We start from the raw sequence: 14,559 nt of genomic DNA on the forward strand, positions 1-14,559 counted from the left end.
ACCGACCCACACGAGACGATCATGAACCTCCGAGAACAGACCCATGAGTTGCGCAGTCCGCTGCGTCCCGGCGACCCGCCGCGTCAGCCGTTTGAGGCCGGCTCCTCCCAGGCGGCCTTCCATGACCTGCGCGATCGCTTGCACACCCAACTGCTGGGGCGCATCGACCTGGAGGTGATGGGCGCGATGAAGTCTGAGCGCCTGCGAGAGGAACTGGGCATTCTGGTCGAGCAGTTGCTGCTGGAATCGGGTGCGGCGCTCAATGCCCAGGAACGCCGGCGCATGGTGCTGGACATCCAGGACGAAGTCATGGGCCTGGGCCCGCTGGAGCCCCTGCTTGCCGACCCCACGGTGGCAGATATCCTGGTCAACGGGCCTTACCAGGTGTTCGTCGAGCGCCGTGGCCGCCTCGAACTCACCGACGTGGTGTTCTCCGACGCCGACCACCTGATGAAGATCATTGACAAGATCGTCTCGCGCATCGGTCGACGAGTCGACGAGTCCAGCCCGATGGTGGATGCACGCCTGCAGGATGGCTCCCGGGTGAACGCCATTATTCCGCCGCTGGCGCTGGATGGCCCTCTGCTGTCGATCCGCCGGTTTGCTGTGGTGCCGCTGACCATGGAGGACCTGATCGGCAAACGCTCGCTCACGCCGACACTGGCCCAACTGCTATCGGCCATGGTCAAGGGGAAGATGAACATCCTGATCTCGGGCGGTACCGGCACTGGCAAGACGACCTTACTCAATGTGCTGTCGGCGTCTATTCCGCTCCACGAACGCATCGTGACCATTGAGGACGCAGCCGAACTGCAGCTGCAGCAGCCCCACGTGGTGCGCCTGGAGACCAGGCCGCCCAACATCGAGGGCAAGGGTGAAGTGAGCCAGCGCGCTCTGGTGATCAACAGCCTGCGCATGCGGCCCGACCGGGTGGTGCTGGGTGAGGTGCGTGGCGCGGAGGTGCTGGACATGCTGCAGGCCATGAACACCGGCCACGAAGGCTCCATGGCCACGGTGCACGCCAACTCGCCGCGCGATGCACTGACCCGGCTGGAGAACATGGCCACCTACGGCGGGGCCACCATTCCGCAGGACGCGATGCGGCAGCAGATCAGCTCGGCGATACATGCGGTCATTCAGATTGCGCGCCTGAACGACGGCCGACGCAAGCTGGTGAGTCTGCAGGAGATCACCGGCATGGAGGGCGATGTCATCACCATGCAGGAAATCTACCGATTCACCCAGACGGGCATGGCCGCCGATGGCACGGTGCAGGGGCACTTCAGGGCCACCGGGGTGCGGCCCAAGTTCATGGACCGGCTCAAGACGTACGGCTTGTCGGTGCCCGACGCGACCTTCGATCCGACCCTGATCTACGAGTAACCGTACCTGCGAGCAAGCATATGAACCTCGGACTGGCACTTTTCGTCTTGCTGGGTTTTCTGGCGGTGGTGCTGCTGCTGGAAGGCCTCTACGTGTACTGGAGCGACACCAAGAGCCCCGAGGTGCGGCGGGTCGAGCAGCGCCTGCGCGCCATCTCGGCCGGTGGCCAGGTGGAGGAGGGCGAGCTCTCGATGATCCGACAGCGCCTGCTGAGCGAGAGCCCATCGTTCCAGCGTCTGCTGCTGGGCATGCCGCGCGCCCGACAGCTCGACCGGTTGATGCAGCAGGCGGGTGATCGCAACACCGTTTCGCACTTTTTGGGTGTGTGTGCCATGCTGGTTCTGGGCGGGCTGTTGGTGGGCCTTGTGCTGCGCTGGCCATGGTTTTTCGTGCTGGGGATGGTGGTGGTGTTGGCGTTGCTGCCCTTCGTGCTGCTGGTTCGTCGGCGCAACAAGCGCCTGCACAAGATCGAGGCTCAACTGCCCGACGCTCTGGACCTGATGTCGCGCGCCATGCGTGCCGGCCATGCCTTTCCGGTGGCGCTGGCCATGGTGGGCAGCGAAGCGCCGCAACCCGTTGCCAATGAGTTCCGCATCACCTCGGACGAAATCGGCTTTGGCGTCTCAGCCGACAACGCGCTGAGCAATCTGGCCGCGCGGGTGCCCAGCCCGGATGTGCGTTATTTTGTGATGGCGGTGGTCATTCAGCGCGAAACCGGCGGCAACCTGGCCGAGCTGCTGGGCAAGCTGGCCGAACTGGTGCGCGAGCGCTTCAAGCTGTTTGCCAAGGTGCGGGTGCTGGCGGCCGAGGGCAAGCTCTCTGCGTGGATCCTGACCATGTTGCCGTTTGGCGTGGCGCTGGCGATCTCCATCGTGAACCCTGGCTACATCAAGGTCTTGTTCACCGACCCTTTCGGATTGAACCTGATCTACGGCGCTCTGGCCATGATGGTTCTGGGCATTTTTGTCATGTGGCGCATCATCGATATCAAGGTCTGAATCATGACCAACCTGCTCAACAATCAATGGCCGATGCTGCTGCTGGTGTTTCTGGCTGTGACCGGCATCACCCTGGGACTGGCCATGTGGCTCAACCGGCGGGCCGGGGTGCAGCAGCGCCTGGATCAGGTGGGCTCGGTGGGTCTGCGCAGCCCGGGTCTGGAAGGCAGAGCCGAATGGCACGCCAAGGTGGTCAAGGCGGTGGGGCCGGTGGCCAGGCTCTCGGCACCCAAAGAGGGGTGGGATGGCTCCAGTCTGCGGGTGCGTTTCATGCAGGCCGGTCTGCGCGAGAAGAGCTGGCCCGCCCTGTACTTTGCGGCCAAGACGGTGCTTGCGCTGGGTCTGCCGGGGCTGTTCCTGATGATCACAGGCCTGGTGGCGGTTCAGCTCAGCACCAATGCCCACCTGATCTTCCTGTTGTTGCTGGCAGGAATCGGCTACTACCTGCCCAACGGGATCCTGGCGCGACTGGTGTCATGGCGCAAGACCGAGATACAGGATGCATTGCCCGATGCACTGGACCTGATGACCGTGTGTGTGGAGGCCGGCCTGGGGCTCGACGCGGCGATGAACCGGGCCGCCAGCGAGATTGGCATGCGTAGCCAGGCCCTGGAGGATGAACTCAATCTGGTTGCGCTGGAGCTGCGCATGGGCGTCAAGCGCGAAGTGGCGCTGCGCAACCTGGCCTTGCGCACCGGCGTCGACGACGTGGCCTCCTTCGTCGCCATGATTGTGCAGGCCGACCGCTTTGGCACCAATGTCGCCGAGGCGCTGCGCATTCAAGGCGAGACCATGCGGGTTCACCGGCGATTGCGCGCCGAAGAGCGTGCGGCAAAGATTCCGCTGAAACTGCTGTTTCCGCTGATCTTTTTCATTTTTCCATCGCTGATGCTGGTGCTCATGGGGCCCGCCATGATCAGCATCTACCGGGTGCTCTTGCCCACCATGGGAGGCGGTGGGGGCTGAGTTTGCTGAGTGTGCTGAACGTCTTTCGCTCATGCCCGCTCATCACGCCAGAAATCGCACACTGCCCCGAACGAGGAGATACGACATGAAGCTCAAGACCACGGCCTCTCTTCTGGTGCTCGCTGGCCTGATGGGGTGTTCCACCCTGGAGCCCGACATGCGGATAGAACCGGTGTTGCGTTTCGGACCGGCCCCAGTGCTCAGACCCCAGATGTCGGTGTCGGAAAGCATGTACGCGATGGCGCGGCTGGCGCACGATCAGGGTCAGCTGGCGACTGCTGCGCAGCGCTACAGGCGCGCGTTGGAAATGAAGCCGGACCACGTGGGCGCGCTCAATGGTCTGGGGGTGATCCTGGCCCAGGATGGGCGTACCCGAGAGGCGCTGGATCTGCTGGTGCGCGCACGCGACCTGGCGCCCCGGGCTGGCCACATCCACAACAACCTCGGCTACACCCTGCTGCGCGCGCAGCGCTTGGACGAGGCACAGCTATCTTTGCGCATGGCCCGTGAGCTGCAGCCCGACAGTCAGCAGACGTTGCGCAATCTGGCCATGCTGGAGAAGGCGCGCGCCGACGAGTCGAGGCAACAAGCTCAAGCGGCAGATACATCCCCTCAGCAGCAGTCCTCTGCCGGTGGCGGGGGAGCTTCACGGTCGGTTCAGATCGTCGCGGTGGCGTCCCAGGTGTTTGAGTTGCGCCTGCCGGATAGCCAGGCCGGTTCGCAGCCTGCGAACGACGTCGCTGCCGCTGCGCCGGTGCCGGCAGCGGTCGGGACTGTGAGTCCGTCCTCTGCACCTTCGGCCACGCTCGTTTCATTGGGCCAGTCCGAACCGGTGGTGCCACCCACGGCTCACATCGTGCAAGGCGCAGAACCCTCAGTGAGGGTGCTGCAGGTGGTGTCGGACGGCTTCATGTTGCCTGCGCCTGTTGCGCAAGCCTCGTCCTCCAATGCACCCGCCGCTCACTCGATGCGGGAAGTGGTGCAGGTCGAACCCATGCCCGCCCCTGATACCGGTTACCGTCTGGTGCTCAGCCGGGAGCTGGCCTTGCAGAATGGCCCTTTTGCCCTCTGGACCGACATCCGTAGCGTCAAACTGGAAGTCGCCAATGGGGTGGGCGTGGTTGGCCTGGCCCGCCGCACTGCCGACAGGTTGGCCGAGGATGGCGTGGCAACGGCCCGCCTGACCAATGCCAAGCCGTACCGGCAGCTTCGCACCCAGATCGAGTATGTGCGGGGCCAGGAAGCGGCGGCGCAGGCATTGGTCTCGCGCTTGCCGGTGCAGGTGGATCTGGTGCCCGTGTCCAGGCTGGATCGCGACATGAGTCTGCGCCTGGTGCTGGGTCAGGATGCCATGGGTAAAACCATTGCTGCCTGGCTTGATGGCAACCATGCGAATCTGGCTCAGAAGCCAACGACATCCGGACGGGCTGGTTGAATCATTTCGCGTGAGAGCGAGCATGCGAAGGCAGCCATTGCCAACATGGTGTGAACCAGAAGCACCAGACTGAGGCAGCGAACAGCACATGGGTGAGGAAGGCGCGATGACTTTTTTTCCTCAGGCGAAGCGAGGCCGGTGACCTATTGCAGATGGAGATGGCTGATGGTCGCTCTGTCGAAATCAGCGCTTTGCTCATGAGCCACTCCAAGCGGGAAGGCGAAACCGCCTGTCTCTTCAGGCCACGGATCTTCGAATTTGCAGAGCCTCCAACAAAGGCTGCCAGGTCGCGGCCTCGGCATCGCCCAGCCGCAGCGAGCCCTGACGCGCCGCGTCGCAAAGGCGCTGCAGCATGCCCGGCTGGGGCGTGACCGGGCCGGCAAAACACAATGTGCCTTCGCCGTTCGCGATCAGAATCATCGGGAAGGTCGTGATGTCTGCCTCGTCCAGCGCGGCCTCGAAGTCTTCCACATCCACCCAGTGCGTGCGCCATCCCGGCTGTGCTTCAGCCAATGCAGTGAATACCGGCAAGTAGTCGCGACAGGTGCCGCACCATGCGGCGCACAGGCACACCACGTGCATCGTCATGCCTGCGCCCCGGGTTCTTGCGGCCCGGCGCTACACAGCGCAGCGCTGAGGAACGCAAGCAGCGCGCGACCCGCTTCAGGGTTCAGCGTGAGGATGTGGCGAACACCGGCGTCGATCGGCAGTGTGGGAAAGAAGCTCATGGATGGGTACGCTCCGCTCAGGGTTGCGTGAAGGTTCTCATTGGACAGCATGAAAGCCCAGCTGCTCAGTCTTTAAGTCCACAAGCGCCCGGCGCATTGCCGGAAGGCAGTTGCCGGTTGATCTGGTGCCAGCGATGCAGGCACTGCGCGTCGTACGCGATCTCGGCCGCTGCCTGGTTGCGCGTCACTGCCTCGAAGGACGCTTTCTGCCAGTAGGCATCCACCTGTTGCTGCAGGGGTGCAACCAGTTCGGGCATCTGCTCTCGCAAGCAAGGCAATACGTCGTTAACCACCCGCTGCACGTAGGCGGTGCAATCGGTGGAGGACAGCGTGACGGTGCCCTTGCCGCTGGCCAGGGACCCGACGGCGTCATCCAACAGCTCACGATCACCCGACCAGGCTTTCCCTCCTCCCATCATCTCGCCGGGCGAATACTCCTCAAACACCATTCGCGCACGCACCCTGCGCGCCGTGGTGCCGCCCTCTGGCACGCAATCGGCCTCATACGCATAGGCCACGCGCCGATAGCCGGGCTTCTTTTCGGGCAGGCGCTCCATGTCTTGCACAGAGACCACCGTGCAGCCGGGCCCGCCTGAACGAGTCACCGCGTCTTTGCCAGGGTACGGAATCTCTGCACCGCACCCCGCCAGCAGCGTCAGGGAAAGAACGGCAAACAAGGCGGTCAGAACAGCGGGCGTTCGAAGATCAAAACGCGGCAGGGCAACAGGCATGGGGGAAGAGGCTCCGGAAGGTGGGTGCCGCATCATAGAGGTAGAGATTCCAGCCACGGTAGAGGTCTGCTGGGCAGCCTGAGTGGTGCTTGGGCCAACGATTGGTGCATCATGCGAGCAGGGAAGCAAAGACGTACATCGATGGCCACACTCATACCCGCACTTGGCAGCTGTGTGTCGCGCATGACATCGGGCGAGCGCCGCACCGCCGAGCGGTTGGAAGACAAGCTCGATGCCGACTACCTGCTCTGGTACGACGTGGCCGTGGGTCCCAAGCACCAGCACCCGGACTTCGTGGTCATGCACCCACGCCGGGGCATCCTGATTCTGGAGGTCAAGGACTTCCGCCTCTCCACCCTCATCCAGGTCAACAAGCAGACCTGGGAGATCCACGGCGACAACGGCCCCAAGACACTGCCCAACCCACTGGAGCAGGCCCGGCAATACGCGCACCAGGTGGTCAACGCGCTGGAGCGCGACCCGCAACTGGTGCAGCCTGAAGGCAGGCACAAGGGCAAGCTGGCGTTTCCGTGGAGCTATGGCGTGGTGCTGCCCAACATCACCCGTGCGCAATTCGACAAAGCGGAGCTTGGTCTGGCCTTGGAGCCGCACCGCGTGGTCTGCCAGGACGAGATGGGCGAGCATGTGGAGCCCGAAGCATTGCAGAGCCGCCTGTGGGACATGTTTCCGTATTTGATGGGGGGCGCCATGTCGCTGCCGCAGATGGACCGCGTGCGCTGGATCATGTTTCCTGAAGTGCGCGTGCCGGAACAGGGCGCGCTGTTTGCCGCCGCTGCGGTGGACGAGGAAGAGGCCGATCTGCCCAGCATCATGCGTGTGATGGACATTCAGCAGGAGCAACTGGCGCGCAGTCTGGGCGAGGGGCACCGCGTGATCCATGGCGTGGCCGGTTCAGGCAAGACCATGCTGCTGGGCTACCGGGCCGAACACCTCGCCAAGGCCTTCAACAAGGAGGCCACCGCACACGGAAAGCCCATCCTCATCCTTTGCTACAACGAACCGCTGGCCAGGCAGCTCGCCCACGTGATGGAGGCCAAAGGCATTGCCGACCGCGTGCACGCGGTGCACTTCCACAAATGGTGCCGCGACCAGCTGGTGGCCTACGGGCAAGACCTGCCACATCAAAGCCAAGCCAAAGACCGCTTCTTTGAAGACATGGTGCAGCGCGTCATCACCGGCGTTGACCGCAAGCAGATCCCCAGCGGCCAGTACCAGGCCGTGCTGATTGACGAAGGCCACGACTTCGCGCCCGAATGGCTCAAGCTCGTCGCCCTGATGGTGGACCCCACCACCAACAGCCTGCTGGTGCTGTATGACGACGCACAGAGCATTTACGAGCGCAGCCGCAAGCGCGAAGGCAGCAAGCCGTTCAGCTTCAAGAGCCTGGGCATTCAGGCCCAAGGGCGCACCACCATCCTCAAAATCAACTACCGCAACACACGGCAGATTTTGCAAGTTGCGAGCCTTGTCGCCGCTGATCTATTGACCGCCGAAGACCAGGATGAAGACGGTATTCCCATGCTGAAACCCGTGAGCTGCGGTCGCGACGGCGAACCGCCGCTCATCATCCGCCTGCCCACCCTGCGGGCTGAAGCCACCCAGGTGGCCGAACTGCTGGGTGCGGCGCACAAAGAAGGCCACGCCTGGGGCGACATGGCCATCATTTGCCGGCACCACAACGAGATGGAGCTGTGTTCAGACGTGCTCAATCACCACGGCCTGCCACACCGGGTGCGCAGAGGCTCTGGCAACAGAGGCTTCGACCTGGCCAGCGACACCATCAAGGTGCTGACCATGCACGCCAGCAAGGGGCTGGAGTTTCCGGTGGTAGCGCTGGTGGGAGCGGGCCACATGCCCGCCCCGGGAGAAGACGAGCGCGAAGAAGCCAAGCTGTTCTACGTGGGCGCCACGCGGGCCACGCAGCGGCTGATCATTGGCATGGGTGGGGAAGGGCGGTTTGGGCAGCGGCTGGCGGCTTGATCAGCGCGCAGCCGCCTTGCTCAGCAAGCCCGGTGAGACCTTCCAGCTCTGCCCTTCGTCGGTGCGCACGCTGGCGGTCTTTTTGTTCAGGCGCAGCACAATGCCGCGCTTGACACTGCCATCGTTGGTGGTGAAGTGAACGCGGTCACCTTCGGCGAACTGTGCCAGTTCCACCGTGCTCTTGGCCTGAGCCAGCAGGTTCAGACGTTCGATCACCATGCGGTTGAGGTAAAGCAGATCTTCCTCTCCCATGTGGCGCAAGGCCTCGGTGAACAACTCGCGGTCAAGAATGGTCTGCTTGGAACTCATCGTTGGTGCAAATACTGGCCGCCCGACAGCAGCGGTTCACCGCGAGTTTATGGCAGCACGCACCGGGTATTGACGAGAGGTTTGCCATTCGTCGACGTGATCAAGGCCAGACCGGGCAGGCAGTCGTTTCATCGATCCGATTTGAAAAAAACGCCCCAATGGTCTATGGTGAAAGCGCCTGACGACATCTTTCCCCCTCGCTTCCGCCGAGCCCCGCGCTCATGAGCAGTTGTCAGGCTCTCTTTCTTTAAACCTGAAAGGAGAACAACATGGGACTACTGGAGAAGTTTTTTGGCAGCAAGGTCAAGTACCCACCGCTGCCGGCTGGCAACGACGCGCTGGTCAAACTCGATGAAGTCAAGGCGCCGCTGGAGGAGCTGGCACACAAGGTGTCTGATCACCTGGAGGTGGTGCCGGCAGAGCATGAGGCCTTTGTGTTCCTGGGCAAGCCACCCGAGAGCTTTGGCATTGCCTGGATTCATGACGGCAAGGTCAGCAGCCTCAAGGACATGGCCAAGGAACACCATCTGTCGGCGGTTCAGGTGGGGGAGTTGATCGTCCAGCTCGGCCAAGCCTACCAGCATGCCAGCGATTCACCGCGCTACTCGGCTGAGTTTGGCGGCAAGCAGATGGTGGTCATTCCGTCCAAGGGTCTGGGGCAGGAGGTGCACCAGATCATGGCGAACACACTGCACTGAGGGCGCTTCATCCGCTGCTCCCCAGAACCGAACGGAGCGACCGCCGCAAGTCCTGTATGGCGGCCGCTCCGTCGCCGGCCAAGCTTGATCCATGCATCACGGCCAGTACCGTGGGGTTGAGTTCGGCCAGGCTGGAAAGCGTGGCGTCCGTCGTGGCGTTGTAGGCCATGAAGTCGCGGAAAGGGCCCTGCTGTTGCTCCAGCAGGTCTTTGTGTGCCTTGTCAGCAATATCGTCTGCGAGCGCGGCTTGTTCGCCAGAGTGGGTGAACAGATCCGAACAAAACAACACGCCCTTCGTCTCCTCGAACAGCAGGCTGGCGTCCCAGCCGTGTGGCACGTGTGGGGTGCTCAGGAAACGAAAGCGATGCTTGCCGGTGGAGAACACTTCGCCATCTTGAAAAATGCGGTTCTCCCGGTCCGTGGCGTCGTTCACATTGACCAAGGCCGACACCATGTTGCAAACCGGTTGCGCCTGGGGCGCGACGGCCAGCCACTGCGTGAGTGAGCCACACTCGTCCTGCTCAAAATGGCTGAAGCCCACCCAGCGCAGATCTGTCGGTGCGATCAACTTAGCCACAGCCTCTTGCACCGCCGGAAAAAGAAAACCCATGCCGGTGTGATAAAGCAGGGGCTGCGCGTCACGCACCAGAAACTGGTTGAACTCCAGGTTGTAGTCCGGCACGTAAGTGGAGATGCGGAAGATGTCTTCAGTGATCTCGTCAATGCGTGTGTTCGACATGGCCACCTCACTTGCTGTGCGTTGCGCTGCACCTGGCTGAGTGGCCGAATGGTAAATCCGATCCCGCGTCAGCGCTACGCAAGCACAGGCGTTTCAAGCTTGTGCCAACTGTTCCGAGCAGATGCTTGCGATTCTGTACCCGCTGCTCCAGGGTCAGTCGCCTGCATCGGCCGCCAGGCTCAAGGCACAGCCAAGCCCAGGCGCCACAGCGAGGTCACCTCGGCCGAACGCGCGCTGTGCAAAGGGTCGTTGGCGTTGCTTGCCTTGCTGTGCCGGGGCTTGGCGTCCAGACGGCCCCGCACCTGCAGGCCCGCTTGCGCGATCCAGCCCATCAGCTCGGCGCGGCTGCGCAGGCCCAGGTGTTCGGCCAGGTCAGACAAGATGAGCCAGCCTTCGCCCCCGGGCAACAGGTGCTCGGCCAGACCATTCAAATAACCCTGCAGCATGCGGCTGCCTTCGTCGTACACCGCCCGTTCCACCGGGGAACTGGCGCGGGCCGGTAGCCAGGGTGGGTTGCACACCACCAGCATCGCCTTGCCGGGTGGAAACAAATCGGTTTTCAGCAAGGTCACACGCTCGCTCACGCCCAGTTGCGCCAGGTTTTCCCGGGCGCAGGCCAGGGCCCGGGGGTCCAGGTCGGTGGCGGTGATGGGCCCTGCGCCACGGCGCGCCAGCACGGCCGACAGTACGCCCGTGCCGGTGCCAATGTCAAACACCGGCAGGGCGGCTGCGCTGGCCTGACCTGGCGGCACCACTGGCAGAGGGGTCTGTGCCACCAGATCGATGTACTCGCCACGCACCGGCGAAAACACGCCGTAGTGAGGAAACACGCGGCTGTGGGGCAGCGCGCCCAGCGCGGGAATTTCGACCCCCACGCGGCGCCACTCCTCGGCGCTGGTGAAGCCCAGCAATTCCCGCAAAGAAGCGACCGAATCCATGTCGCCCGGCACGGCAGCGCCCCAGGCGTGGGTGCAGGCCTGCTGCACATCGGGCGCACGGCGCAGGATCAGCGTGTGGTCGGGTTCAAAGCGCAGCAGCACCATGCCAAGAATGCGGGCCCGCTGCGACTGCGCCTGGCGGTGTTTGTGAAAGGCCTCAGCGCCGGCTGGGCAGGCGTTGTCTGCGCCTGCCGGTGGGGCGGCCTTGCGCTTTTTGCGGGCTGGCGTGGCGTCGCATCGGCGGGCCATGGCCTGCAGCAGCTGGCGGGCGTTGTGAAAGTCGCCCTGCCAGAGCAGGGCGGTGCCGGCGCATGCCAGCCGGTAGGCGGCGTCTGCTGTGGTGGTGTCGTCGGCCAGCACCACCCGCTGCGGCGCCGGGGCGCCACGTTCGGAGCGCCAGCTTGCCGACACGGTCACGCCGTCGGGCGTGGTCCAGTGGATCAACGGGTGGGAGGCGGGCAGGCTGGGCGATTCAGCGCACTCAGTAGCGGGGAGCAGCGGCATGGGGAGGGGCCCGAGTGCAAACGGGGATTGTCCTCCTAATCGCTCATGGCATCTCTTGCTTGAGCCGCTCCTCTTCACGCACCCGACCGCACTGGCCTTGTAGGCTGACGCCTTTACACCGTCGGCAGTGCCGCATCCACGTGCTGCGCCGCTGTGATCAGATCACCAACCAGCCGCTCGTCCACTTCCAGCAAGCCTTCGTACTCGCCCAGGTTCCGCTTGTTGTGGCACAGGTCCAGCACCTTCCAGACCTCGGGTCCGAGCCCCAGCGTGTGCGGCAGTACCTGAAAGACGATGTAGCGGTTGCTGGCTCGGTAGCCCTTGGCGCGCAGGGCTGCAAGGCACAAGGCGTGGGCCGCGTTGTAGGCCAGGTCAAAGCGGCTCTCCAGCGCCAATGTGGTGTTGCCGGCGTCTGCCAGACGGGCGCGGCCGGTGCGCAGCAAACCTGCAATCTCTGCCGCATCTGGCGGCTCAGGTTTGAGCGAGCCGCCGGGGCGACTCAGGTTTTCAAGTGGGTTGGTCGGGCTCATGTGGCTGTGATTCCTCCTGGCCGATCAGCCATATCTTTGGCTGTTGCATCACGCGGTTGATGAACGCATTGTCGCCCTGCAGGCGGGCGCGGAAATCCTTGGCGGTGTAGAGCGCCGGGTTCACGGTGCGCCCCAGTGTCTGGCTGGCGCTTTCCAGCGCTGCGAATACCTCGCCATAGCCCAGCGTATCGCTCACCACCAGCAAGTCCACATCGCTGGCTGCCGTGTCTTGCTGTTTGGCGATGGAGCCAAACACAAAGGCCTGCTCGATCTGCGGCGCCAGCGGTGCCAGGGCGGCGCGCAGCACGTCTGCCAACCCCATCGTCTTGAGCACCAGCCCGCGCAATTCAGTAAACACCGGTGACGCCGCATTGGCCTGAAAGTGCTTCTGGTTGCCCTGCTTGCGCACCGTGAGCAGGCCGGCGCTGGCGAGATCCGCCAATTCGCGTTGCACCGCTCCTGCACCCGACTGCGCCAGGCCGATCACCTCATTCGTGTAGAAGCTGCGGTCAGGCGTGCAGAAGAAGACGGCCAACACGCGCTGACGTGCCTTCGAGAAGAGCGCGTCTGCGATGGAAGAGGGAGAAATTACAGTATTCATACCCATATTAGGTTTGATAATACCCATTTTGGGTTTGCTTGATCAACATTCTGACCGTGCAGTCACTCCGAGAGCCTTATGGACGACTCATGCCAAGTCGCCCTGCAACAGTGCCACGATCCGGCTCACCCGCGACACCGACAAGCAGGTCCAGCAAAGGCTGCCGATTCACGTCATCCGCAAAGATTTGCTCCCGGCGGCCGCCGCGCGAGGTCAGGTGACAGACCGTGCCGGGGAGTTCAATGCGAAGAGGTCTTGCCACTGCATGCTGCCTTACTTGCGCGGGGGGCAGGCTTCCTCAGCTCGGCGACCGCCTTTTGCAGCGCTGCAAAGTCCAGCGAGCCCGGCTCGTGCTCCCCAAACATGTCGCGTGCCGTTTCATGGTCTTCATGTGCGTCGTTGTACCAAGCGTGTGACCAGTACTCTGCACCGGGTGGGCCGCCGCAGTCTTCTGGCGGGCAGCCATTCTGTGCCTTGAGCAAATGGGGCAGTGGAACGTCGGCGTTGCTGAAAGCCATGAGCGTGATGGTGTGCACCCACTCGTCACCAAAGTCGTAGAGGTACAGCAGGCGCATTTTCGGCGCGGTCAGCAATTGAGAGAGCTTGACCTTGGCATCGTTGCCCATCGGCTCGCCCCACGCGTCGGGGCTGGGCTGCTGCCATTTCCGCTGATTCGGAATCTTCCAGAACGGTTCTGTCGAGCGAAGCGGCTGGGCGAAAGCATACAAATGCGCGTTCTCCCAACCCATAGCTGCCTGAATCACCGCATGCAAGACACGCAGGGTGATGTTCGGGTCCACCAAGACTTCCCGGTAAATCGCCGGCTTGAAGTCCTTCAGCTCAACCCGTAGCAGCAGCGCATTGTGCGAAGACAACACCGTGGCCTCCCATCAAAGAACAATCGGTCAAATCACAACCGCCCGGATGGTAGCCCTTGAGGGGCAAAAGGCAAGATCTGACCCCGTTGCCCGTTTGTTTCATGGCTCCTGTGACGCACATCTCGTGCCAGCGGCGAGGTTTTGCAGACCTTCCCTAGTTGTTGAGCTTCTGCAGCGGCCAGGTTGTTCGAATCAATTCTCGTATTGCAGCCGCGGCTGCGGTGCGCTCCCCGACTCGGCGATTGGGGTAGCGTGGATCGGGCTCGTAGCGCTTAACTGATTCCAGTAACAGCGAATCAAGCGGTAGTTCATTTGCGCAGCGACCCAGCCAAGGTCCTTTGCAACGATCCATAACCAGTTGAACCAATTTTTGATCAAGCCCGATACAGCCGGAATGATCTGGAATTGTTTGTAGCGTTTGAACGAGATCGGCAGGATGAATCTGTCGAACCAAAACCGTTGGTACGAAATCGCTACAGAAATTGGCTAGGCGCGCAACGGTAAGCGCCGTTGCGATTTCAGTTTCAGACAAAGGTGATGCGCCGTCTACTTTGTCAATTGCATAATAAAGACTTAATAACATCGATTGCCGGCGATTAATTGCCTGCGGCGATTGCGCTACGATCAAGGCTTTGCTGAATTTTTCCGGGTCATCGCTGACAAGCAGTTGATCAAAAGACTGCTGCGAAAAATTTGCGTCGCGCACAGGCCCGGTGATTTCCATCTCGATAAACCGAAAAGTTTGAACAAACGCAACGAGACCAGTTACAGCGATACAACTTACCGCTATGATCCCAAGGGTACGAGCGGTGCTGCTCTGCCTCGACTTGTACTTTGCGATAGCGATACCAAGTGCCACACCCGAAACAAGGCACAGGAGCCATATTATTGGGCTGATCGAAGCGACAGCAACTAGAAACACGGTAAGCGCAATGCTCAGTGTCAATACCAGAATGATCATGGCGAGGTCGCTTAATTGATAAGTTTGGGTTTGGATGCCTTGGATGGCACGAAACATGTGCCAGGCAGGCAAAAGGCAAAACCTGACTTTGTAGGTGCCCGCCCAGCACATCCGGCAGATTACCGGCTTGGGAGGCAAAAGACAAGATCTGACCCCGTT

16 protein-coding genes are annotated in these 14,559 nt (G+C 62.4%); 6 read left to right on the forward strand and 10 right to left on the reverse strand.

The features are described from left to right. Nucleotides 1-21: 21 nt before the first annotated feature. The 4 genes from J2W49_RS17250 to J2W49_RS17265 all read left to right on the forward strand — a co-directional run bounded on the left by J2W49_RS17250 (nucleotide 22) and on the right by J2W49_RS17265 (nucleotide 4,782). Nucleotides 22-1,383 carry a TadA family conjugal transfer-associated ATPase gene (locus tag J2W49_RS17250; protein ID WP_310318985.1) on the forward strand — a complete coding sequence of 454 codons (1,362 nt, stop codon included), beginning with the start codon at nucleotides 22-24 and terminating at the stop codon, nucleotides 1,381-1,383. Nucleotides 1,384-1,403: 20 nt separating this feature from the next. After that, nucleotides 1,404-2,381 (forward strand): type II secretion system F family protein, encoded by a 978-nt coding sequence (locus J2W49_RS17255; RefSeq protein ID WP_310318987.1) that lies wholly within the window; start codon nucleotides 1,404-1,406, stop codon nucleotides 2,379-2,381. A 3-nt stretch (nucleotides 2,382-2,384) separates the two neighbouring features. Beyond that, entirely contained in the window at nucleotides 2,385-3,347 is a 963-nt protein-coding gene (locus J2W49_RS17260; protein WP_310318991.1) for a type II secretion system F family protein, read from the forward strand. A gap of 85 nt (nucleotides 3,348-3,432) precedes the next feature. Next, nucleotides 3,433-4,782: a LytR C-terminal domain-containing protein gene (locus J2W49_RS17265; RefSeq protein WP_310318994.1), complete on the forward strand. Its 1,350-nt coding sequence runs from the start codon at nucleotides 3,433-3,435 to the stop codon at nucleotides 4,780-4,782. A 237-nt stretch (nucleotides 4,783-5,019) separates the two neighbouring features. Here the strand turns inward: J2W49_RS17265 and J2W49_RS17270 are convergent, their stop codons facing one another. From J2W49_RS17270 to J2W49_RS17280, 3 genes are all read right to left on the reverse strand, one after another. Continuing rightward, nucleotides 5,020-5,370, reverse strand: coding sequence for a thioredoxin family protein (locus J2W49_RS17270; RefSeq protein ID WP_310318997.1), 351 nt, complete (start codon nucleotides 5,368-5,370; stop codon nucleotides 5,020-5,022). After that, complete coding sequence (locus J2W49_RS17275) at nucleotides 5,367-5,510, reverse strand: hypothetical protein (RefSeq protein ID WP_310319000.1); 144 nt, start codon at nucleotides 5,508-5,510, stop codon at nucleotides 5,367-5,369. Before J2W49_RS17275 ends, J2W49_RS17270 begins: the two co-directional genes overlap by 4 nt. Before the next feature lie 65 nt (nucleotides 5,511-5,575). Further along, nucleotides 5,576-6,241 (reverse strand): hypothetical protein, encoded by a 666-nt coding sequence (locus J2W49_RS17280; protein WP_310319003.1) that lies wholly within the window; start codon nucleotides 6,239-6,241, stop codon nucleotides 5,576-5,578. Nucleotides 6,242-6,382: 141 nt separating this feature from the next. Here J2W49_RS17280 and J2W49_RS17285 point away from each other — a divergent pair, with 141 nt between their 5' ends. Beyond that, nucleotides 6,383-8,242, forward strand: a complete 1,860-nt coding sequence (locus J2W49_RS17285; protein ID WP_310319006.1) for a 3'-5' exonuclease — start codon at nucleotides 6,383-6,385, stop codon at nucleotides 8,240-8,242. On the opposite strand, the gene J2W49_RS17290 is transcribed toward J2W49_RS17285, so the two are convergent. Next, nucleotides 8,243-8,551, reverse strand: a complete 309-nt coding sequence (locus tag J2W49_RS17290; RefSeq protein WP_310319008.1) for a hypothetical protein — start codon at nucleotides 8,549-8,551, stop codon at nucleotides 8,243-8,245. A gap of 269 nt (nucleotides 8,552-8,820) precedes the next feature. On the opposite strand from J2W49_RS17290, the gene J2W49_RS17295 reads away from it, so the two are divergent. After that, a complete protein-coding gene (locus J2W49_RS17295; protein ID WP_310319011.1) occupies nucleotides 8,821-9,249 on the forward strand; it encodes a hypothetical protein in 429 nt (142 codons plus the stop codon). A 7-nt stretch (nucleotides 9,250-9,256) separates the two neighbouring features. Here J2W49_RS17295 and J2W49_RS17300 read toward each other — a convergent pair whose 3' ends face one another. From J2W49_RS17300 to J2W49_RS17325, 6 genes are all read right to left on the reverse strand, one after another. After that, nucleotides 9,257-9,988 carry an oxygen-binding di-iron domain-containing protein gene (locus J2W49_RS17300; protein WP_310319014.1) on the reverse strand — a complete coding sequence of 244 codons (732 nt, stop codon included), beginning with the start codon at nucleotides 9,986-9,988 and terminating at the stop codon, nucleotides 9,257-9,259. Nucleotides 9,989-10,167: 179 nt separating this feature from the next. Further along, nucleotides 10,168-11,430, reverse strand: coding sequence for a 50S ribosomal protein L11 methyltransferase (locus J2W49_RS17305; RefSeq protein ID WP_310319017.1), 1,263 nt, complete (start codon nucleotides 11,428-11,430; stop codon nucleotides 10,168-10,170). Nucleotides 11,431-11,543: 113 nt separating this feature from the next. Further along, on the reverse strand, nucleotides 11,544-11,960 hold the full coding sequence (locus tag J2W49_RS17310; protein ID WP_310319020.1) for a hypothetical protein: 417 nt from the start codon (nucleotides 11,958-11,960) through the stop codon (nucleotides 11,544-11,546). Then, entirely contained in the window at nucleotides 11,938-12,561 is a 624-nt protein-coding gene (locus tag J2W49_RS17315) for a nucleotidyltransferase domain-containing protein (protein ID WP_310319023.1), read from the reverse strand. Before J2W49_RS17315 ends, J2W49_RS17310 begins: the two co-directional genes overlap by 23 nt. A gap of 239 nt (nucleotides 12,562-12,800) precedes the next feature. Further along, complete coding sequence (locus J2W49_RS17320) at nucleotides 12,801-13,439, reverse strand: plasmid pRiA4b ORF-3 family protein (RefSeq protein WP_310319026.1); 639 nt, start codon at nucleotides 13,437-13,439, stop codon at nucleotides 12,801-12,803. Between the two features lie 154 nt (nucleotides 13,440-13,593). Further along, complete coding sequence (locus J2W49_RS17325; RefSeq protein WP_310319027.1) at nucleotides 13,594-14,457, reverse strand: hypothetical protein; 864 nt, start codon at nucleotides 14,455-14,457, stop codon at nucleotides 13,594-13,596. Nucleotides 14,458-14,559 lie beyond the last annotated feature (102 nt).

Origin of the sequence: Hydrogenophaga palleronii (assembly GCF_031457455.1) — a bacterium.
Lineage (GTDB): Bacteria > Pseudomonadota > Gammaproteobacteria > Burkholderiales > Burkholderiaceae_C > Hydrogenophaga > Hydrogenophaga palleronii_A.

Excerpts from the sequence above, each read along its gene's own strand:
- J2W49_RS17265 (WP_310318994.1), top strand. The coding sequence starts at position 3,433 with ATGAAGCTCAAGACCACGGCCTCTCTTCTGGTGCTCGCTGGCCTGATG.
- J2W49_RS17295 (WP_310319011.1), top strand. The coding sequence starts at position 8,821 with ATGGGACTACTGGAGAAGTTTTTTGGCAGCAAGGTCAAGTACCCACCG.
- J2W49_RS17270 (WP_310318997.1), bottom strand. The coding sequence starts at position 5,370 with ATGACGATGCACGTGGTGTGCCTGTGCGCCGCATGGTGCGGCACCTGT.
- J2W49_RS17290 (WP_310319008.1), bottom strand. The coding sequence starts at position 8,551 with ATGAGTTCCAAGCAGACCATTCTTGACCGCGAGTTGTTCACCGAGGCC.
- J2W49_RS17305 (WP_310319017.1), bottom strand. The coding sequence starts at position 11,430 with ATGCCGCTGCTCCCCGCTACTGAGTGCGCTGAATCGCCCAGCCTGCCC.
- J2W49_RS17280 (WP_310319003.1), bottom strand. The coding sequence starts at position 6,241 with ATGCCTGTTGCCCTGCCGCGTTTTGATCTTCGAACGCCCGCTGTTCTG.
- J2W49_RS17260 (WP_310318991.1), top strand. The coding sequence starts at position 2,385 with ATGACCAACCTGCTCAACAATCAATGGCCGATGCTGCTGCTGGTGTTT.
- J2W49_RS17285 (WP_310319006.1), top strand. The coding sequence starts at position 6,383 with ATGGCCACACTCATACCCGCACTTGGCAGCTGTGTGTCGCGCATGACA.
- J2W49_RS17275 (WP_310319000.1), bottom strand. The coding sequence starts at position 5,510 with ATGAGCTTCTTTCCCACACTGCCGATCGACGCCGGTGTTCGCCACATC.
- J2W49_RS17250 (WP_310318985.1), top strand. The coding sequence starts at position 22 with ATGAACCTCCGAGAACAGACCCATGAGTTGCGCAGTCCGCTGCGTCCC.
- J2W49_RS17315 (WP_310319023.1), bottom strand. The coding sequence starts at position 12,561 with ATGAATACTGTAATTTCTCCCTCTTCCATCGCAGACGCGCTCTTCTCG.
- J2W49_RS17325 (WP_310319027.1), bottom strand. The coding sequence starts at position 14,457 with ATGTTTCGTGCCATCCAAGGCATCCAAACCCAAACTTATCAATTAAGC.
- J2W49_RS17310 (WP_310319020.1), bottom strand. The coding sequence starts at position 11,960 with ATGAGCCCGACCAACCCACTTGAAAACCTGAGTCGCCCCGGCGGCTCG.
- J2W49_RS17300 (WP_310319014.1), bottom strand. The coding sequence starts at position 9,988 with ATGTCGAACACACGCATTGACGAGATCACTGAAGACATCTTCCGCATC.
- J2W49_RS17255 (WP_310318987.1), top strand. The coding sequence starts at position 1,404 with ATGAACCTCGGACTGGCACTTTTCGTCTTGCTGGGTTTTCTGGCGGTG.